This window comes from Rhodobacter lacus (assembly GCF_042683065.1).
Taxonomy (GTDB): Bacteria; Pseudomonadota; Alphaproteobacteria; order Rhodobacterales; family Rhodobacteraceae; genus Rhodobacter; species Rhodobacter lacus.
Window position 1 is genome coordinate 270,704 of sequence record NZ_JBHUIX010000011.1, and the last position, 19,611, is coordinate 290,314.

Annotated in this window: 18 protein-coding genes; 2 read left to right on the top strand and 16 right to left on the bottom strand. The window is 65.5% G+C overall.

Going from position 1 to position 19,611, the window contains the following annotated elements:
• The first annotated feature begins 28 nt into the window (after positions 1 to 28).
• Complete coding sequence (locus ACFSM0_RS10910; protein WP_377390235.1) at positions 29 to 1,030, top strand: polyprenyl synthetase family protein; 1,002 nt, start codon at positions 29 to 31, stop codon at positions 1,028 to 1,030.
• Positions 1,031 to 1,041: 11 nt separating this feature from the next.
• Here ACFSM0_RS10910 and ACFSM0_RS10915 read toward each other — a convergent pair whose 3' ends face one another.
• Positions 1,042 to 2,691, bottom strand: coding sequence for a hypothetical protein (locus ACFSM0_RS10915; protein WP_377390236.1), 1,650 nt, complete (start codon positions 2,689 to 2,691; stop codon positions 1,042 to 1,044).
• A 103-nt stretch (positions 2,692 to 2,794) separates the two neighbouring features.
• Here ACFSM0_RS10915 and ACFSM0_RS10920 point away from each other — a divergent pair, with 103 nt between their 5' ends.
• Positions 2,795 to 4,105 carry an ATPase gene (locus ACFSM0_RS10920; RefSeq protein ID WP_377390238.1) on the top strand — a complete coding sequence of 437 codons (1,311 nt, stop codon included), beginning with the start codon at positions 2,795 to 2,797 and terminating at the stop codon, positions 4,103 to 4,105.
• Between the two features lie 15 nt (positions 4,106 to 4,120).
• Here ACFSM0_RS10920 and ACFSM0_RS10925 read toward each other — a convergent pair whose 3' ends face one another.
• From ACFSM0_RS10925 to glpK, 15 genes are all read right to left on the bottom strand, one after another.
• On the bottom strand, positions 4,121 to 4,873 hold the full coding sequence (locus ACFSM0_RS10925; protein WP_377390240.1) for a LytTR family transcriptional regulator DNA-binding domain-containing protein: 753 nt from the start codon (positions 4,871 to 4,873) through the stop codon (positions 4,121 to 4,123).
• 278 nt (positions 4,874 to 5,151) lie between these two features.
• Positions 5,152 to 6,042, bottom strand: a complete 891-nt coding sequence (folD, locus tag ACFSM0_RS10930; RefSeq protein WP_377390242.1) for a bifunctional methylenetetrahydrofolate dehydrogenase/methenyltetrahydrofolate cyclohydrolase FolD — start codon at positions 6,040 to 6,042, stop codon at positions 5,152 to 5,154.
• Between the two features lie 13 nt (positions 6,043 to 6,055).
• On the bottom strand, positions 6,056 to 6,355 hold the full coding sequence (locus ACFSM0_RS10935) for a chorismate mutase (protein WP_377390243.1): 300 nt from the start codon (positions 6,353 to 6,355) through the stop codon (positions 6,056 to 6,058).
• A 78-nt stretch (positions 6,356 to 6,433) separates the two neighbouring features.
• Positions 6,434 to 8,101 carry a formate--tetrahydrofolate ligase gene (locus ACFSM0_RS10940; RefSeq protein ID WP_377390245.1) on the bottom strand — a complete coding sequence of 556 codons (1,668 nt, stop codon included), beginning with the start codon at positions 8,099 to 8,101 and terminating at the stop codon, positions 6,434 to 6,436.
• Positions 8,102 to 8,285: 184 nt separating this feature from the next.
• Entirely contained in the window at positions 8,286 to 10,187 is a 1,902-nt protein-coding gene (gene ftsH / locus ACFSM0_RS10945; RefSeq protein WP_377390248.1) for an ATP-dependent zinc metalloprotease FtsH, read from the bottom strand.
• Between the two features lie 81 nt (positions 10,188 to 10,268).
• Positions 10,269 to 11,609 carry a tRNA lysidine(34) synthetase TilS gene (gene tilS / locus ACFSM0_RS10950; protein ID WP_377390250.1) on the bottom strand — a complete coding sequence of 447 codons (1,341 nt, stop codon included), beginning with the start codon at positions 11,607 to 11,609 and terminating at the stop codon, positions 10,269 to 10,271.
• Positions 11,606 to 12,427: a tol-pal system protein YbgF gene (gene ybgF, locus ACFSM0_RS10955; protein WP_377390252.1), complete on the bottom strand. Its 822-nt coding sequence runs from the start codon at positions 12,425 to 12,427 to the stop codon at positions 11,606 to 11,608. The genes tilS and ybgF overlap by 4 nt, the downstream gene beginning before the upstream one ends.
• 16 nt (positions 12,428 to 12,443) lie before the next feature.
• Positions 12,444 to 12,962: a peptidoglycan-associated lipoprotein Pal gene (gene pal / locus ACFSM0_RS10960; protein WP_377390254.1), complete on the bottom strand. Its 519-nt coding sequence runs from the start codon at positions 12,960 to 12,962 to the stop codon at positions 12,444 to 12,446.
• A gap of 65 nt (positions 12,963 to 13,027) precedes the next feature.
• Positions 13,028 to 14,341 (bottom strand): Tol-Pal system beta propeller repeat protein TolB, encoded by a 1,314-nt coding sequence (tolB, locus tag ACFSM0_RS10965; RefSeq protein WP_377390256.1) that lies wholly within the window; start codon positions 14,339 to 14,341, stop codon positions 13,028 to 13,030.
• Positions 14,342 to 14,439: 98 nt separating this feature from the next.
• A complete protein-coding gene (locus ACFSM0_RS10970; protein ID WP_377390257.1) occupies positions 14,440 to 15,681 on the bottom strand; it encodes a cell envelope biogenesis protein TolA in 1,242 nt (413 codons plus the stop codon).
• A gap of 7 nt (positions 15,682 to 15,688) precedes the next feature.
• Positions 15,689 to 16,174 carry an ExbD/TolR family protein gene (locus ACFSM0_RS10975; protein WP_377390259.1) on the bottom strand — a complete coding sequence of 162 codons (486 nt, stop codon included), beginning with the start codon at positions 16,172 to 16,174 and terminating at the stop codon, positions 15,689 to 15,691.
• A gap of 3 nt (positions 16,175 to 16,177) precedes the next feature.
• On the bottom strand, positions 16,178 to 16,873 hold the full coding sequence (gene tolQ, locus ACFSM0_RS10980; protein WP_377390261.1) for a protein TolQ: 696 nt from the start codon (positions 16,871 to 16,873) through the stop codon (positions 16,178 to 16,180).
• Positions 16,874 to 16,984: 111 nt separating this feature from the next.
• Positions 16,985 to 17,386 carry a tol-pal system-associated acyl-CoA thioesterase gene (ybgC, locus tag ACFSM0_RS10985; RefSeq protein WP_377390263.1) on the bottom strand — a complete coding sequence of 134 codons (402 nt, stop codon included), beginning with the start codon at positions 17,384 to 17,386 and terminating at the stop codon, positions 16,985 to 16,987.
• Positions 17,386 to 18,036, bottom strand: a complete 651-nt coding sequence (locus ACFSM0_RS10990) for a hypothetical protein (RefSeq protein WP_377390265.1) — start codon at positions 18,034 to 18,036, stop codon at positions 17,386 to 17,388. The genes ybgC and ACFSM0_RS10990 overlap by 1 nt, the downstream gene beginning before the upstream one ends.
• A gap of 85 nt (positions 18,037 to 18,121) precedes the next feature.
• Positions 18,122 to 19,606 carry a glycerol kinase GlpK gene (gene glpK / locus ACFSM0_RS10995; RefSeq protein WP_377390267.1) on the bottom strand — a complete coding sequence of 495 codons (1,485 nt, stop codon included), beginning with the start codon at positions 19,604 to 19,606 and terminating at the stop codon, positions 18,122 to 18,124.
• Positions 19,607 to 19,611: the final 5 nt, after the last annotated feature.

A 19,611-nucleotide genomic window follows, 5' to 3' on the forward strand; every position in this document is an offset into this window, starting at 1 on the left:
CGAGCCGGAGATTTGGGAAGGAAGACCGATGAGCCTCGACAACAAGGCCACGAAGCCTCATGAGCGCCTTGCGCAGGCGCTCTCTGATGACATGGCCGCCGTGAACGCGCTCATTCGGGAGCGGATGAGCTCGGAACATGCCCCCCGCATCCCGGAGGTCACGGCGCATCTGATCGAGGCGGGTGGCAAGCGGCTGCGGCCGATGCTGACGCTCGCCGCCGCGCGGGTGATGGGCTACGAGGGCCCCTATCACGTGCATCTTGCTGCCACGGTCGAGTTCATCCACACCGCCACGCTGCTCCACGATGACGTGGTGGATGAAAGCGGCCAGCGCCGCGGCCGCCCCACCGCGAACCTGTTGTGGGACAACAAATCCTCCGTGCTCGTGGGCGACTATCTCTTTGCCCGCTCGTTCCAGTTGATGACCGAGACCGGCAAGATGCGGGTGCTCGAGATCCTCGCCAATGCCTCTGCGGTGATCGCCGAGGGCGAGGTGCTGCAACTGACCGCCGCGCAAAACCTTGGCACCACGGAAGATATCTATCTGCGGGTGATCCGCGGCAAAACCGCGGCGCTGTTCTCGGCGGCCACCGAAGTGGGCGGCGTGATCGCCGAGGCGGGCGCCGCCGAGGTGAAGGCGCTTTACGATTACGGCGATGCGCTTGGCATCGCCTTCCAGATGGTCGATGACCTTCTCGATTACGGTGGCACTGCGGCGGAAACCGGCAAGAACGTCGGCGACGACTTCCGCGAGCGCAAGCTGACGATGCCGGTGATCAAGGCGGTCGCGCAGGCCGATGAGGAAGAGCGCGCGTTCTGGAAACGCGTGATCGAGAAGGGCGACCAGCGCGAGGGCGACCTTGAGCACGCGCTCGCGCTGATGGCGAAATATGGCACGCTGGAAGCGACCCGGCGCGATGCGATCGGCTGGACCGAAACCGCGCGCGCCGCGCTCAAGGCGCTGCCCGCGCACCCGCTGCGCGACATGCTCGACGATCTGGCCGATTTCGTCGTCGAGCGCGTGCGCTGACGCACGGGCCCTCAGCGGCCCGTCGGCGGCACCGGTTTGAGCAAGATGAAGGTGGGGGTGCGCAGCTCCTCCACCCATGTCCAGCCCGCGCCCTCCGCCGCTTTCAAAAACTCTGCCCGCTGCGGTTTTGAGGCCGCGCAGAGCGGCACGAGCACATGATCGGCCTGCGCAAGCCCCGGGCTGCCGCTATAATACCACGGCGCCGCGCCGGTGATCGGCGGGAACGGCCCAAAGAGCCAGAGCCCGGAAAAGATATCCGCGAGCAAAACCCGAGAGCCCGCATAGCCCGCGGCCTTCAGCTCCTGCGCCATGGTCTCCAGCCATGCGGCATAGCCGGTGGCCAGTTCACATTCGGGCAGCGTTTCGCCATTGAGCATAAATTGCCCGACCCGCGCCGGCAGCGCCGCGCCGAACGCGGCATAGGGCTGGCCCGGGCCATCCGCCGCCACGGTCTGTGTGACCCGAAGCACCCGCCGGGCATGAACGCGCAGATCGGCATCTTGCGGGCGCGCGGGAAAATAGGCGACCGTGCCCTCGAGATCCGCCAGCGCCTGCCGCACCGGGCTCAAAGCGAGGTTGAGTGCCGGCCCCGCCGCAAGGATCAGCGCCCCCGCCCCGCTCACCAGAAGCGCATCCCGCAGCCGCCAGCCAAAGCCGTTTGTCAGCGCCGCGGCGGGGCGCAGCATCAGCGCAAAAAGGCCGAGCAGCAGCAGCCATTGCGGATCATTGCCGAAGTTCTGATAGGTGACATAGACAAAGGCGGGCGCGCAGGCGAAAAGCCCCAGACCTTCGGCTTTGGCACCGGATTGACGCAGGAAGATCACCACGGCGAGCAGAAGAGCCGTGCCGCAAATGTAGCGTGGCGCCATCAGCAAGGTGCCAAGGCTCACGCCCGGCGCCGAGCGCTCCTTCGATGCGGCGACGGCCAGAAGATCGCGCAGATAGCCCGCCCAGAAATCGGCCCCGAGCAGTGCCGTCAACGCAAGCGCAATGGCGAGGCCGGTGAAAAACGCGACGGTGAGCGCGCGCAGCTCGCGCCGGGCCAGCAGCGCCACGATGACAACCGGTGCGAAAGCCACGAAATAGGTGACCTTGATCACAGCCATCAGCGCCAGCATCGTGCCGATCAACGCGCCGTCACGCCCCGGGCGGCGCGGCCCGCGCGGGGCAAGCAGCGCCAACGGCACCGCCACATAAGCGAGCGCCCAGCACCAGCGATTGTAATGCATCGCCAGCGAGTTGGCCGGCAGCGTCTCGCCATGCACGAGCGCAAGGCAGAGGATCAGCACATAGGCGGCATAGAGCCAGGCAAGCCCCCCCGCAAAGCGCGACACCGCGACACGCCAGATCGGCCCGAAAAGAAGCGCCGCAAAGACCGCCTGTGCCGCAAGGAAGGCATGGCCAAGCCCGAACCCGAGCCGGGCAAAGGCGGCCACCGGCCAGAGCGCGCCGATCCCGATCGGTGTCATGAAATCGCGATGCGGCATCTGCCCCGCCGTGGCCATGCGCCCGACCAGATCGGCCAGATGCAGCGCATCGCCTTCGTGCTGGGCGATCACCACCGCCCCGGGCCAGAACGGGATCAGCGCGAGCAGGAGCGCAAAGGCCGCCATGCCAAGGCCAAGAGCTGCCGCATTTGTCGCATCATTTTGGCCCGACATCCCTGCCTCTTCGCATATTTTCCCATTTTTGGCCACAATAGACGGGCAGCTTTGCCCTGTGAATCCCGTTGCGACACCACAGCCCAGGGCCGAGAGACTTTCCATGAATATGATTGCCCAGAACGTTCTGGCTCCGCCAGTCCCGCGCAGCCTCGCCGAGACCGGCCTCTCGACCGTGCTGTTGCGCGACATTCTTCTCAAGTCGATCTTCCGCACCAATGCCGATACTGCCTCGCAACTCTCCCGCATCATCTCCTTGCCGCTCACGCTGACGCAGGAGCTGATCGACCTTGGCCGCACCCAGAAGCTGATTGAGGCGACCGGCACGCTGCATGCGAACTCGGGCGGCGAGATGGGCTATCAATTGACCGATGGCGGCAAGGCGCGCGCACTCGATGCGCTGGCCCAGTCCGAATATTACGGCGCCGTTCCGGTGCCGCTCTCGGAATATTCGGCGCAGATGAAGCGCCAGTCGATCCGCAACATCCAGCTCACCCGGCCGCAACTGACCCATGCGATGGGCCATCTGGTGTTGCCGCCGATGCTGATCGACCAGCTTGGCCCGGCGGTCTCTTCGGGGCGCTCGATCCTGATGTATGGCCCGCCCGGCAACGGCAAATCCTCGATTTCAAACGGCATTCGAGACGCCATCGGCGATCGTATCTATGTGCCGCGCGCGGTCGCCTATGCCGGTCAGGTGATCACCGTCTACGATCCGATCGTGCACAATGCCGTCCCCGAAGCCGAGGATGACCCGACCAGCCTGCGCAAGAACGCGAACCGGTTTGACCAGCGCTATGTCTATTGCGACCGCCCGACCGTGATCACGGGGGGCGAACTGTCGCTCGACATGCTCGATCTCACCTACAATCCGACCGCGCGCACCTATACCGCGCCCTTGCAGATGAAATCCTCCGGCGGCGTCTTCATCGTCGACGACCTTGGCCGTCAGGCCGAGCCGCCGCAAAAGCTTGTCAACCGCTGGATCGTGCCGCTTGAGGAAAGCCGCGACATCCTCGCGCTGCAATCGGGCGAAAAATTCGAAGTGCCCTTCGACACGCTGGTGATCTTTTCGACCAACTTCCACCCGAACCAGATCTTCGACAAGGCGGCGCTGCGGCGGATCTTCTTCAAGATCAAGATCGACGGGCCGAGCCAGTCAGATTACCTCAAGATCTTTTCGCTCGTGGCCAAGAAGCGCGGCATGCCCCTGAACGAAAAGGCGCTCGTGCATCTGCTGAAAGTGAAATACCCGACCATCGGCAATATCTATGCGAACTACCAGCCGGTGTTCCTGATCGACCAGATGATGGCGATCTGTGATTTCGAGGGCATTCCCTATCAGATGAGCCCCGAGCTGATCGACCGCGCCTGGGCGAACATGTTCGTGCGCGAAGAAGAAATCCAGCACTGAGCCGGGCCCCCGGCGTCAAAGCGCGTCGGCGATCTCGGGCAAGTCAAGCGCCTGCACCTTCGGCAGATGGCTGCGCGCCACCGGAATCCGGCTGCCGTCTTGCAGCACCAGCGTGCACTTGCCGCGCTCGCGCTGCAGTCCGCTGATCGCCTGCCGGGCGACCCAATGCGAGCGATGCACCTGCAAGCCCGCAACGCCCTCGGTCTCGACGATGGCATCGGCCAACCGCATCAGCAGGCTCTCGCTGCCCGCAGAGGTCACAACCCGCACGTAGTGATCCTTCACCTCAAGCCGGATCAGGCGCCCGCGCACCTCGGGCGCCAGCCGCGTCAGCAAGCGCACCTCGGGCGCGACCGCCGCATCCTGCCCCGGCAAGGCGGCTCCGCGCGCGCCAGTGCCGAGCGCGAGCGCAGATCCATCAACATCGGATGCGCTCATCCCCGCGCGCTGCCACGGCTCCGGCAAGACCGGCACGAAGTGATCTCCGAGCAGATGGCGCAGGGTCGAAAACACCATGGACACCACAAAGATATTGATCGCAATCTCCACCATCCCGGGCACGACCAGCAGCGGCTTGTCCACGATCACGGCAAGCCCGTGATAAAACGGCGCCAGGGCCACCGCAGACAGAGCCGCGAGCAGCGGCACTTCCGAGCGATAGCGACGAATGCCAAAGTAGTCGCGCACCAGCACCCGGAACGCGGTACCGACAACGATCCCGGCGGCCACCAGCAAAGGCCACAACAGGACACGCGTGAAGAGGCTCAATCCGCCGGTTCCAAACGGCGCCCCGATCACGCCAAGAATCGAAATCAATGCCAATGCAATTGGCACAATCGGCAACATTATTGCCCGAATATATGATCGAACGAACTTATCCACCGACACCGAACCGCGGCGTGTGATGCCGCGCACTCCCAAATTGCACCTTGCCTTTGGTCGTTAGCTCGCAGAATTGCTTGACGCAATGGTCAAGATGCCTCGGGGGGGGCGCACGCACGGGCCGGGAATGCCGCCCGTGCGGCCTGTTTTGGTGCGTCAGGGGGTCAGGCGGTCAGCCCCTCGGGTTCCGCAAGCCCATGCGCACGGCAGCACGCGGTGAGCGTGTTGGCCAGAAGGCAGGCAATCGTCATCGGTCCAACGCCACCCGGCACCGGCGTGATCGCCCCGGCCACTTCGACGGCAGAGGCAAAATCGACGTCGCCCACAAGCTTGGTCTTGCCATCGCGCTCAATGCGGTTGATGCCGACATCAATCACCGTTGCGCCCGGCTTCACCCAGTCGCCCGGAATCATTTCGGGGCGGCCAACGGCGGCCACGAGAATATCGGCGCGTTTGCAGACCTCGGCGAGGTTCTTCGTGCGCGAATGCGCAATCGTCACGGTGCAGCTTTCGGCCAGCAAGAGCTGTGCCATCGGCTTGCCAACAATGTTGGAGCGCCCCACCACCACCGCGTCGAGCCCGGAGAGCGAACCCAGATGGTCGCGCAGCATCATCAGGCAGCCCAAGGGCGTGCAGGGCACCATCGCCTTTTGCCCGGTGCCGAGCAGCCCGACGTTCGAGATATGGAAGCCATCGACATCCTTGGCGGGGTCGATCGCGTTGATCACCAGATCACTGTCGAGATGCCCCGGCAGCGGCAGCTGCACGAGGATGCCATGCACGGTGGGGTCGGCATTGAGCCGCGCAATCAGCGCCAGGAGATCCGCCTCGGAGGTGGCGGCATCGAGCTTGTGCTCGAAGGAGTTCATCCCGACTTCGCGGGTCTGGATGCCCTTGTTCTTCACATAAACCTGGCTCGCCGGGTCTTCGCCCACCAGCACCACCGCGAGGCCGGGGGTGAGCCCGTTCTCCTCTTTCAGCCGCGCCACATGGGTCGCGACCTGCGCCCGCACATCAGCCGCAAAGGCCTTTCCGTCAATCCGTTTCGCGCTCACACCGAACTCCCTGTCAGTCTTCCTTGCCCAGAACCCGCTCCTCGCGGGCAATCGACCACTCCACGATAAGCCGCCAGATCGTCTCGATCAGCGCCGGGTCGAGCCCGCGCGCTTCGGCTTCGCGCATCGCGTTGCGCACGACTTCCTCAACCCGCGCCTCAATGCGCGCGGGCAGCCCCTCACCGGGCTTGAGCTGGGCGGCGCGGTCGATCAGACGCGCGCGGTCGGCCAGAAGCGTCACGATCTGCGCATCAAGCGCGTCGATCTCGGCGCGCAGAGCGGCCATCGAAGGGATTTCAGAAGGCTCTTTCATCGACATGTTCCGCTGTTTCGCCTTGCCCCTATCGCACCTTGTGCGTCGCTTCTCAACCCCGGTGCCGCCCGGCCCGGCTCAGAACAACCCCTCTATCGCCCCTGTGGCATCCAGCCTGATCGTCTCTGCCGCAGGCACCCGCGGCAGCCCCGGCATCGTCATGATCTCACCGCAGATCGCCACGACAAACCCCGCCCCCGCGCTCAGCCGCACCTCCCGCACCGGCACCACATGGCCCTCGGGCGCGCCGCGCAGTGCCGGATCGGTGGAAAACGAATATTGCGTCTTCGCCATGCAGATCGGCAGATCTCTGTATCCCGCCTCTTCCCAGGCCCTGAGTTGCGCGCGGATCTCGGGCCCCGCCACAACCTCGCCGGCATGGTAGATTTTCGTCGCGATCGTCTCGATCTTCTCAAAAAGCCCCATCGCCGCGGGGTAAAGCGGCGCAAAGGCGCTCGGCCGCTCGGTCAGGGCCACAACCTTCTCGGCCAGCGCCGCCGCCCCGGCGCCGCCTTGCGCCCAGTGATGGCACAGCACCGCCTCGCAGCCCTGTGCCGCCACATAGGCCTGCACGGCGGCAATCTCGGCCGCGGTATCGGCATCGAAGTGATTGATCGCCACCACCACGGGCACCCCGAACCGGCCAAGGTTGGCGATATGACGCCCGAGGTTGGCGCAGCCCGCAGTGACCGCCGCCACATTCTCATGGCCGAGATCGGCGCGGGCAACGCCGCCGTTCATCTTCAGCGCCCGCACCGTCGCCACCAGCACCGCCGCCGCAGGCGTGAGCCCCGCCTTGCGGCATTTGATGTCGAAGAATTTTTCGGCGCCAAGGTCCGCACCAAAGCCCGCTTCTGTCACCACATAATCGGCCAGACGCAGCGCGGTGCGCGTCGCGATCACCGAGTTGCAGCCATGCGCGATATTGGCAAAGGGCCCCCCATGCACAAAGGCGGGGGTGTGTTCGATCGTTTGCACAAGATTCGGCTGCATCGCCTCGCGCAGCAGCACCACCATTGCGCCATCGGCCTTGAGATCTGCGCACGTCACGGCCTGCCGCTCGAAATTGTATCCGACCACGATCCGGCCAAGGCGGGCCTGCAGGTCCGCAAGATCGCGGGCGAGGCACAGGCAGGCCATCACCTCGGAGGCAACGGTGATGTCAAACCCGGTCTGGCGCGGAAAGCCGTTGGAGGGGCCGCCAAGGCCCACCACAACATCGCGTAGCGCACGGTCGTTCATGTCAAGCACGCGCCGCCAGACCACGCGGCGGGTGTCGATGCCGAGCGGATTACCCCAATAGATATGGTTGTCGATCATCGCGGCAAGCAGGTTATGCGCCGCGGTAATGGCATGAAAATCGCCGGTGAAATGCAGGTTCATGTCATCCATCGGCACGATCTGCGACAGCCCGCCGCCAGCCGCCCCCCCCTTCATGCCGAAGTTGGGGCCAAGCGAGGCCTCGCGAATGCAGATCGCCGCGCGCTTGCCAATATGGGACAGCGCATCCCCCAGCCCCACCGTGGTCGTGGTCTTGCCTTCGCCCGCAGGCGTCGGGTTCACCGCAGTGACGAGGATGAGCTTGCCCTCGGTGCGCGGCTCAAGGGTCTTGATAAATTCTGCATCCACCTTCGCCTTGTCGCGGCCGTAGGGGATCAGCGCGTCCTCGGGAATGCCGAGCTTCGCGCCGATTTCGGCCATCGGACGGCGGGGCGCGGCGCGGGCAATCTCGATATCGGATTTCATCGTTTGGGTCTCCTCACCCGATGCTGTGGCTGCGACCCTGATGCCTGCGACATCAGGGACAGTATCGCGGAGCCCTACCCCCGGCGCGGCGCGATTGCGACCCCCCTTGGCGAGAATACGCCAGCGCAAATAGGAAAGCCGGGACGAATCCCGGCTTTCAACGCATTTCGTGGCAATTTTGGCCTCAGGCGCCCTGCTCGGGCGCGATGCCGGGCTTGTTGGCGGGCTTGGTGCGCGGCAGCGCCGTCACCGTGGGCAGGCTGCCCGAGGGGCGGGGCTCGTCGTCATCCGAGCCAAGCGGTTCGCCCGCCATCACCTTGCGGATCTCGTCGCCGGTGAGGGTTTCGAACTCCAGAAGCCCCTGTGCCAGACGCTCCCATTCCTGGCGGTTTTCCTCGATGATCCGGCGCGCCTCCTGATAGCCCTGCTCGATCAGGCCGCGCACCTCGTCCTCGATCAACTCCTTGGTCTTGGTCGAAACCGAGAAGCCGCCGGTGTTGCCCTGATAACCCTCATGCGCTTCCGAATAGTCGATGTTGCCGACCTTGTCGGACATGCCCCAGCGCATCACCATCGCCCGCGCAATTGCCGAAGCCTGCATGATGTCGCCCGCCGGGCCGTTCGAGACATGCTCCTCACCCCATTTCAGGATCTCGGCAGCCTTGCCCGCCATGGTCATGGCGATCTTCTGCTTGGCCTCGTCCTTGTGGTAGTTGAGCTTGTCCATCTCGGGCAGGCTGACCACCATGCCGAGCGCCTGACCGCGCGGGATGATCGTCGCCTTGTAGACCGGGTCACATTTGGGAAGCTTGAGCCCGACCACGGCGTGACCGGCCTCATGATAGGCGGTCATCTCCTTTTGCTCGGGGGTCAGCACCATCGAGCGGCGCTCGACGCCCATCATCACCTTGTCCTTCGCATTTTCGAAGTCTTCCATGGTGACGAAGCGGCGGCCCACGCGGGCGGCCATCAGCGCCGCCTCGTTGACGAGGTTGGCAAGATCCGCCCCGGAAAAGCCCGGCGTGCCGCGCGCAATCACGCGCAGGTCAACATCCGGCCCGCGCGGGATCTTGTTGGCATGCACAGAAAGGATCTTTTCGCGGCCCTTGATGTCGGGGTTCGGCACATGGATCTGCCGGTCAAAGCGGCCCGGGCGCAAAAGGGCGGGATCGAGCACGTCCTTGCGGTTGGTGGCGGCAATGATGATGATGCCTTCATTCGCCTCGAACCCGTCCATCTCGACAAGGAGCTGGTTCAGCGTCTGCTCGCGCTCGTCATTGCCGCCGCCGATGCCCACGCCGCGCGCGCGGCCCACGGCGTCGATCTCGTCGATAAACACGATGCAGGGCGCGTTCTTCTTCGCCTGATCGAACATGTCGCGCACGCGCGAGGCGCCGACGCCGACGAACATCTCGACAAAATCGGAGCCCGAGATGGTGAAGAAGGGCACGCCCGCCTCGCCCGCGATGGCGCGCGCCAGCAGGGTTTTACCGGTTCCGGGGGGGCCGACGAGCAGTGCGCCTTTCGGGATCTTGCCGCCGAGGCGCGAGAATTTCTGCGGATTGCGCAGAAATTCAACGATTTCCTCAAGCTCTTCCTTGGCCTCGTCGATGCCGGCCACGTCGTCAAAGGTCACGCGACCGTGCTTTTCGGTCAACAGCTTCGCCTTGGACTTGCCAAAGCCCATCGCGCCGCCCTTTCCGCCGCCCTGCATGCGGTTCATGAAGAAGAACCACAGCCCGATCATGATCAGGAAGGGCAGCCAGACGCCAAGGATCGACATCAGGCCGGATTGCTCCTGCTTGACCACGTTCACCGCCACGCCCTTTGAGATCAGATGCTCGGCGATCTCGTCAGATTGCGGTTTGACGGTGGAGAAATTGTTGCCGTCCCCATCCTGATAGCGCACGTCTTCGCCATCGAGCTGCGCCTGCTTCACCTCGCCCTTGTCGACGGCGGCGATGAAATCGGAATAGGACACTTGCCGCGCATTGAGCGGGCCCTGGCCATTGCCGAGCAGGTTGAACAGCACCAGAATGAGCACAAACAGCAGGGCCCAGAAGGCGAGGTTGCGCAGGTTGCCCAAGAGATACCTCCAAAGAAAGACAGGGCACCGCCCCCGGGGGCGATGCCGTTGTCAGTGAAAATAGGGATTAAGTGCCGAGGTTCAACGCCTGATTAGCGCATTCGCGAAACTGCCGCGCACAATCCGCGCCTTCCAGCCGTTTTCCAGCCCGGCAAGCGGGGCCGCAACGAGGGTTTCGCCCCGCCAGATGCCCGGCGCGGCCAAAAGCGACGCACGCGGCAGGCCCGCTGCGCGCCAGTCTTTGACCTGTTTCAACCCGGCCTCGCCCAAGGCCGCGATCTCAAGGCCTTGCGCCTCGGGCTCCCGCGTTTCGGGGCCCAAGGTCTCGGTGCCCAGCGTCTCGGGGCCGGTCAGCGCCCAGCGATCCCAGATCTGTCCGACCGGCACCCGGAGCGTGGCCACCGCCGCCGCCTCGCGGGTGATGCGCAGCGCATCATCGGTGACGGTGAGGCGGCAGCCGTGCAATGTGCTGTCGCGCCGCGTGCGCCAATGGGTCAGGAAATCGAGCACTTTCACCGCACGGGGCGGATACTCCGCCCCCGAAACCCAGGCGAGTGCCACATTGATCAACCGGCGCGCGGTTTCCGGGTCAAAACGGTTGCGAAACGCGAGCGCATCAATCACCAGATCGCCCGCCTCTTCACGCAGGTGATCGGCCACCAGCCGCTGCAACGACAGGCCCACCGCCTGCTCTGCCATTGCCAGATGGCCAACCACCGCGGTGATCTTGTCGGCGCTGATCCCGAGGGGGGCCAGCGCCGCGAGCGCGGCGCGTGCCCGCACCCGCTCAAAGCGCGGGTTCTGGTTCGAGGGGTCCTCGATCCAGTCGATGCCATGGCGGGTCAGATAGCCACGCAACTCGGCGCGGCTTTGCCCCAGAAACGGCCGCAGCCAGAGCACGTCTTCCTCCTCGAAGGTCTCGCGCATGCCCGAGAGCCCCTCAAGCCCGGCCTCGCGCGCAAGCCGCATCAGGAACGTTTCCGCCTGATCATCTGCCGTATGGCCAAGCGCCACGGCGCGAATGCCGCGCCCACGCGCCCAGGCGCCAATCAGCTTGAGCCGCGCCCGCCGCGCGGCATCCATCAGATTGCCCTCTGCGCGCGCCCCGTCCCAGCTCAGCAACGTATGGGGAATGCCGCGCTCGGCACAAAAGCGCGCCACAAAAGCCGCCTCCGACGCGGCTTCCGGGCGCAGCCCGTGATCGACCGTCACCGCCGCAACTCGGGAGAGCTTCGAGAGCAGGGCGAGCGTCGCCATCGAATCCGATCCGCCGGAAACGGCGACACCGATCCGCCCCGGCCCGAGATCCGGCAGATACAGGTTCAGCGCCGCCTGCGCCGCCCAGAAGAGCGCGCCATCCTCTGGAGGGATGGTCCCCGCCTCCAAGGCCGCGCGCAGCGCCTCGGGTTCCTCTTCGCTCACCGGCAGGCGAGCGCAGCCTGCGCTGCGCTGACTTGCCCCGCCGCCCCCGAACTCGGGAACCGCGCGGGCACTTCCGCAAGGGTCGCGCAGGCCTCGGTCTTCTGGCCAAGCGCGCCCAGCGCCTTGCCGAGCTCCAGCAGATTGTCCGCGGCCCGCGGCCCCTCGGGCGCCGCCGAGAAGGCATCGAGCCAGGCGCGCGCGGCATTGGGCACATCGCCCGCCTTGTTCAGCGCGTCGCCGCGCAGATAGGCGGCATCCCCGGTCAGGGGGCCACCCGGGTAGGTCTCGGTAAAGGTCTTAAAGAGGTCCGCAGCGGCGCGAAAGTCACCTTGATCGAGCACCCCCTTGGCTCGATCAAAGTCCGCTTGTTCGTTCATGGCCAGATTTCCCGCCCCCGTGCCAACGGCATTGGGGGCAGGCGCGGTGACGGATTGGCTCGGGGTGGCCGCGCCGCCCAGAGGTTGGGACTGCCCGACCGTTGCCGGGTCGCAGCCCTGCTCCATTTCGCAGATGCGGAACTCCAGATCACCAACGCGGTTCGTGCCGTCTTTCACCACCTGCTCAATGCGGTTCGACAGCGCCTCGGTGCGCGACGTGAGGCGGGTCAGCTCCGCCTCCATCGCATCCATGCGCTGCAGCGCCGAGGCCCCGCCCGCCGCCTGCATCCCCTGCGCGCCCGAAGCCACAAGCTCGGCGCGCAGGCTTTGCATCTGCCCTGACAACTGCGCAAGTTCCGCGCGGATGTCGGCCAGCGTTTCAGCACCGGCGGGCATGGACATCGCCAGCGCAAGCATCACCGCCGTTGCGGTCTGTCGCATCCCCCGCCGCATCGCCTCAGCTCCCCGCGCCGAGCGAGATCACGGTGACCGCGCGGCGGTTCTTGAAGTAGCAATCCTCGCTCGAACAGACCGCGAGCGGGCGCTCCTTGCCATAGGAAACGGTGCGCAGGCGCGACCCGGACACCCCTTGCGAGATCAGATATTCCTGCACCGCGCTCGCCCGGCGCGCGCCCAGCGCGAGGTTGTATTCGCGGGTGCCCTGTTCGTCGGCATGGCCTTCGACGATCGCGGCATAGTTCGGATGCGCGTTGAGCCATTGCGCCTGCCCGGACAGCGTGGTGCGGGCCTGATCCGAAAGCGTCGACTGATCGACGAGGAAGTTGACCGTATCGCCCACGGTGGCCGAGAAATAGGCGGGCGAGTTCGGGTCATTGATCGAGCCTTGGCTGATCGCGCCTTCGCCGAAGGCGCCGCCCGGATCGACCACGCCATTCGCGCCATTCTTGGAAGGATTGTTGCAAGCTGCCAGCGCGATCAGCGCAAGGCCCAGAGCCGCTTTGGTGACAAGATGCATGAGTTACCGCCTTTGGTTCGTTTGCCCGTTCGGGGCACAATATCAGCTTTGTGGTGGGTTGGGAATCAGGGCAGAAGCGGGCCCCAACTCGGATCCGACGCTCCCCCAACGCCCTCGATGGCCTTCAGGTTGCGCCCGGAGATATCCACCGTGAAGAGTTTTGCGCCGCCCGAGGCGCCGGGGCTTTCGCGGGTGAACATGATCACCCGGCCGTTCGGCGACCAGGTCGGGCCTTCATCGAGGAAAGACGCCGTAAGCAGCCGCTCTTCCGAGCCATCGGTGCGCATCACACCAATGAAGAAACGCCCGCCCGCCTGTTTGGTGAAGGCGATCAGATCCCCGCGCGGCGACCAGACCGGCGTGCCGTAGCGGCCCTCGCCAAACGAAATCCGCACCGGCTCGCCGCCGCTTGCGGGCATCACATAGATCTGCTGCGTGCCGGAGCGGTCGCTTTCAAACACCACGCGCGAGCCGTCGGGGCTGAAATCGGGCGCGGTTTCGATTGCGGGGGAGTTGGTCAGCCGCTCGCCGCCGCCGCCCGAGACCGACATCCGGTAAAGGTCGGTATTGCCGTTTTGTTCGAGCGAATAGACCACCGAGCCGCCATCGCGCGAAAACCGCGGCGAGAAGGTCATCGTGCCGGGGGTTTCCGGCAGAAGCTGGCCGGAGGCATTGCCGACATTCATCATCTTGATGCGCGGGAAGCCGGTCTCGAACGTGGTGAAAAGGATACGGTCGCCCTGCGGCGCAAAGCGCGGCGCAAGCACGATGGTCGAGCTGTCGGTCAGATAGCTGATGTTGGCGCCATCGTAATCCATGACGGCAAGGCGCTTTTGCCGTTTGTCTTTGGGCCCGGATTCGGAGACGAACACGACCCGGCTGTCAAAGTAACCGCTCTCGCCGGTGATGCGCGCATAGATCACATCCGCCACCTTGTGCGCGAGGCGGCGCCAGCTTTGCGGGCTCGCGGCAAGTTGCTGGCCGTCGCCCAGCTGCGCGCCGGAGTAAATGTCAAAGAGGCGGAATTTCACCACCACCTTGCCGCCCGACAATCCCACCGAGCCGGTGATCAGCGCCTGCGCGTTGATCGCCTGCCAATCAGGATAGCTCACGGCGGTATCAAAACTGGCAAAGCGCTGGATATGCGCGCTTTCCGGGATCTCGCGGAAAAGGCCGGTCCCCGAGAGGTCCGCCGCGATCACCCGTGTGATATCCGAGGTCAGCCCGCCCGCGCCCTCATCGACAAATGTCGGAAGCGCATAGGGCAGCGGCTCGATCACCCCCTCGTCAATCTCGATATGCAGCGGGCCTTGCTGCGCCGCTGCCAGTCCTGCCGTCATCATCAGGGCCGCAATCGCGGCCAGTATGTAACGCACCATGTTCCCCACCTCGTCGGGCTTTCGCCCCTGTCTACCCTGTGTTCGCCCCCGCGGTTCATCACAAGCGCCTGAGGCGCCCGCTTTGGCCCGGGAGCGTGTCATTTCATCCGCATCTTCGACGGATCGAAAACGATCTCGATCTGCTGCCACCAGCCAAATTTTTCTGTCGGCAGCGGGAAGCCGTCCGAGCCGCAGCGGATGATCGCGCGGCGCGCCGCCTCAAACGCCTGCCGGGCCGCGGCCTCGGAGCCTCCTGTGTAGCCCGTCATCTTGATCGACGAGCTGACCGGATGGCCATTTTCCTGCATGTCGACCCGCACCGTCACCGAGGTGCGCATCGCCTCCGAAGAGAGCGCGCCCACGTTCCAGCACGCCTTCACATCGACAATCAGCGCTTCTTTCTCGCCTGCCGTCACGGGCGGGCCGTTCTTGGCAATGCCAAGCCCGCCGGTGCCGGTGCCACTGTCCTCGGACATCGCCTCGGCAAGCGCATCGGCCACCGCATCCGAAGAGGTCGGCTTCGCGGCCGCGGGTTTGGCGGGCTTGCCCGGTTTGGCGGGCGTGGCCGCTGCCGTCGCGCTCTCGGAAGGCGTGGCCGGTTTCGGCGCATCCGGTTTGGGCGCTTCGGGCTTGGGCGGGGTCGGCTTGGTGCGCGGCCGGGGCGAGGATTTCGGCGCCGAGGTCGTCGGCTTTTCCTCGGTCTCGGTGGCTTCCGTCACGATCTCGGTGGTCGCCTCGGGGGGCGCCGCCTCTTCCTTCGGCTCCTCGACCGGCTTTTCGGGCTCGGCGGTCTCCTCGGGTTTCGTCTCGGCCACGGCGGTATCGGAGACTTTCGCATCCGGGGCGGGCGCTTCCGAGGGCGTCGGCGCCACCCGCATCGCGGGTTTCGGGCGCGGCCGGGGGGAGAACTCGGGCGCATCGGTATCTTGCGGCTCTTCGACCGGCGGCATCATCGAGGGCGGCACTTCCGTCACCTCGGCGGGTGGCGTGGGCTCGGTCAGATCGCTCATGTCGGGCACCGCTTCGGCCTCTGGCGGCGCAGCGGGTTTTTCCGGCGGCACCGGCGTTTCCGGCACGGCCTCGGGGGTCGGCTCCTCGGGCGCGGGCGCCTCTTCGGCGGGCACTTCGGGCTGTTCGGGCGGCGCTTCGCCCGCCTTCGGCGCGGCGGCCTGAAGAGCGGCAAACTCGGCTTCGGAAATCATGCCCGCGGGCTTCACCTCCACCGGTTCGGTGGGGGTGGGCGGAAACAGCCATGTGCCGATGAGCGCCCACAGGATCACCGCGGCATGCAGCGCCGCCGAGACCCCCGTGCCGATCTTTTCCGCCCGATCCATGCGCATGATGCGCTCAGTTCCCTGCTGGCGTGTTGCCCGTCAGCGACGGCCCGCCCGGGTCGGTGACAAGGATGATGTCATTGAAGCCGCCCGCATTGAGCGCGCCCATCACCTGCACCACGCGGGCATATTCGATGCCGCCATCGGCGCGCAGATAGACCTTGGTGCTGTCGCGTTCGCCGGCAATCGCCTTGAGCCGGTCGACAAGTTCGCCCTCGGGCACTTCGGTGTTCATCAAGGAGACCTTGCCATCGACCTGCAGCGAAACCGCAAGCGGCTCTTCCTGCTCGGTCGGCACCGCCTTGGCCGCGGTTTTCGGCAGCTCAAGCGGAACGCCCACCGTCATCATCGGCGCCGCCACCATGAAGATGATCAAGAGCACCAGCATCACGTCGACCATCGGCGTGACGTTGATCTCGGCCATGGCGGCATGTTTGCCCTTGCCACCGCGGCGGCGCCGCGATCCACCCCCGCCGCGTTTCATCACCCCCGCGCCCATCGCTTACGCGTCCAGTTGGCGCGAGAGGATGGTGGAGAATTCGTCGGCAAAAGCCTCGTAGCCCGAGGTGATCTTGTCGGCATCCGACGAGAGCTTGTTATAGGCGACAACCGCCGGAATGGCGGCGATGAGGCCGATGGCCGTGGCAACGAGCGCCTCGGAAATGCCGGGCGCCACAACCGCAAGCGAGGTGTTTTGCGAGATCGCGATTTCCTCGAAGGCAACCTTGATCCCCCAGACCGTACCGAAAAGGCCGATGAAAGGTGCGGTCGAGCCGACCGTCGCAAGGAAGGAAAGGCCAGAGTTCAGCGCCTCGCCCTCTTTCGCGATCGCCACATCCATCGAGCGCTCGATCCGCGCCTGCGCGCCGGCGATCAACTCGCCGTCATGGCGGTGACTGCGGCGCCATTCGAGCATGCCGGCGGCAAAGATGCGCTGGCTCGCGCCATCGGGCGCAGGCCCGATCTGGTCAAACAACTCATCGAGCGGCTCGCCCGACCAGAAGGCGCGGTCAAAGGCATCCGCTTCGAGCCTTGCGGCGCGAAAGGAGATATATTTGCGAAAGATCGTCGCCCAGGACCAGAAACTGGCCATGATAAGAACGATCATCACGAGTTTGACGGTCAGCGAGGCACGCACAAAAAGTGCGAGCAAGGAGAAATCCATCTCCTGCGCCATCGCAAGGGTTTGCTGATCCATGTGTCACTGCTCTCATACGGGCCGCGTTTCGGGCCTCTTTAGCAGTGATTCTACCGCATATTGAGGGGGGGCGCCATAACTTCTCCGTCATTTCGGAGCGCGCCCGCCCCTTCAGTGCAAGGGCGGGGCCAGTTTGCGGCGAACTTCGGCCGGAAGGCGCGCCGCCGCGCCGGCTTCGGTCAGGCAGACGATGGTGACGGTCGCCGCAAAAAGTTTCTCGCCGCCCCGCCAAACCCCTTGTTCCACAATGAAACGGGCACCGGTTTCAGCCACAAGCTCTGTCGTCACGGTCAGCTCGTCGTCGAATTTCGCGGGCTTCAGGTAATCCGCCTCAACGCGGCGCACCGCGAATACGAGCCCCTGATCACGTTTGAGTGCGACCTGATCGACGCCGAGATCGCGCACCCATTCCGAGCGGCCCCGCTCGATGAACTTGAGGTAATTCGCGTAATAGACGATGCCCGCGAGGTCGGTATCCTCGTAGTAAACGCGGATCGGGAAGTCATGGCGCATCAGGCTTCTCCCATTGCGGCAACGCGCGCCGCCAGACGCAAGGCATGGCTCGGATCGCGCGCCACCGCAGGCATCACCGGGTCATAGGCGGCGCGGATCACCGCCGCCACATCGGGGCGCACCACGGCAAGGCCGCGTGCCTGCGCAAGGGGCGCGCGGGCGGCAAAGGCCTTCTCGCCCCAGGTCAGGATCATCTGCACCGCGAGATTGAGCGCAATCGTGTCGGCGGGCACTTCGTCCAGCGCCGGGTCCATGCGGAGGAAGCAAAAGCAGGCCCGGATCGCCCCCTCGGCATCGAAGCGGAAGGTGCGGTATTGCCGCGCGCCCGCATCGTCGAGCCGGGCCACAACATCTTGCAGCCCGTCGATCATCTGGTCGAGGTTGGGCACCTCAAGAAGTTCCTGCCAGTCGCGGAAAAAGAACACCATCAGGTTGGCGCCGATCTCCATGTCGGTCTCGGCCATCCGCGCGCCCGCCATCACGGCCACCGCCTCGATCGCGCCCTTCACCGTGGCGAGCGTCGCCGCATCGACACCAAAAACAATCGGCACGATGGGCCGGCCCCAGCGGGCGCAGAGATAATGGCCATCCGCGCCGGTGAAGAGGGCCGCGACCGCCTCGGGCCCCGTCATGTCCTTCCGTTCCGTCATCCGATCCCCCTGTGATCCCCCGACCCTATGGCATCGGGCCGGGCTTCGCAAACCGATGCGTTCAGACCGCTCGGCCAGAGCCCCGTCAGACCGCCATCGCCGCCTGCACGGCGCGCTGCCAGCGGGCATATTTGGCGTTGCGCTCGGCGCGGGGCAACGCAGGCGTGAAGCGCCGCTCCAGCGCCCAGCGCGCGGCAAACTGATCGGGCGGCGGGCAGATCCCGGCCTTGAGCCCGGCCAGATAGGCAGCGCCCAGCGCCGTTGTCTCGGTCACGACCGGGCGGTCCACCGGGGCGCCCAGAATGTCGGCCAGAAACTGCATCGTCCAGTCGCTCGCCGCCATGCCGCCGTCGACGCGCAAGACCCCCTCGGCGGCCGAGCCCCAGTCGGCCCGCATCGCCTCCAGAAGGTCGCGTGTTTGCAGCCCCACGCTTTCAAGCGCAGCGCGGGCAAATTCGGCGGGGCCGGAGTTGCGCGTGAGCCCGAAGACCGCGCCACGGCAATCGGGGTTCCAGTAGGGCGCACCGAGCCCGGTGAAGGCAGGCACCAGCACCAGCCCCTGCGCCGGGTCCGCCGCCTCGGCAAGGCCCTGCGTTTCCGCCGCCTGAGCGATCACCTTGAGCCCGTCGCGCAGCCATTGCACCACGGCCCCGGCAATGAAGATCGAGCCCTCCAGCGCGTAAGTCGTCTGGCCATCGAGCCGATAGGCGATGGTGGTGAGCAGGCGATTTTGCGAGGCGACCCGCTCTGCCCCGGTGTTCAAAAGCGCAAAGCAGCCGGTGCCATAGGTCGATTTCATCATGCCGGGGGTAAAACAGGCCTGCCCGACGGTTGCCGCCTGCTGATCCCCCGCCACGCCAAGGATCGGGATTTCGGCGCCAAACAGCGCCGGGTCCGTCACCCCGTAATCATCGGCGCAATCCTTCACCTCGGGAAGGAGCCCCATCGGCACATTGAGCAGGGCGCAGATCTCGGCATCCCAAGCGTTCCTGCCGATATCATAAAGGAGCGTGCGGGCCGCATTGGTGGCATCGGTCGCATGCACCTTGCCACCGGTAAGCTGCCAGATCAGGTAGCTGTCGATCGTGCCAAAGGCGAGATCGCCGCGCAGCGCGCGCTCGGCAGCACCGGGCACGTTTTCGAGCAGCCACGCCAGCTTGGTGCCGGAAAAATAGGGGTCGAGCAAAAGCCCCGTGCGGGCGGCAATCATCGCCTCATGGCCTGCCGCATGCAGCGCCGCACAGGCGGGCGCGGTGCGCCGGTCCTGCCAGACAATGGCGTTGTGGATGGGCACGCCCGTGACCCGATCCCAGACCACCGTGGTCTCGCGCTGGTTGGTGATGCCAAGCGCGGCGATGTCTTTCGCGTCGAGACCGGCGGTGCCAAGTGCGGTCTGGACCGTCGTCAGCACCGTGCGCCAGATCTCTTCGGGGTCATGCTCCACCCAGCCCGACGCCGGGTAGAGTTGCGGAAACTCTTCCTGCGCGACAGAAACCACCCGCAGATCGCCATCAAAGATGATCGCCCGCGTCGAAGTGGTGCCCTGATCAAGCGCCAGAATATAGCTCATGTCGT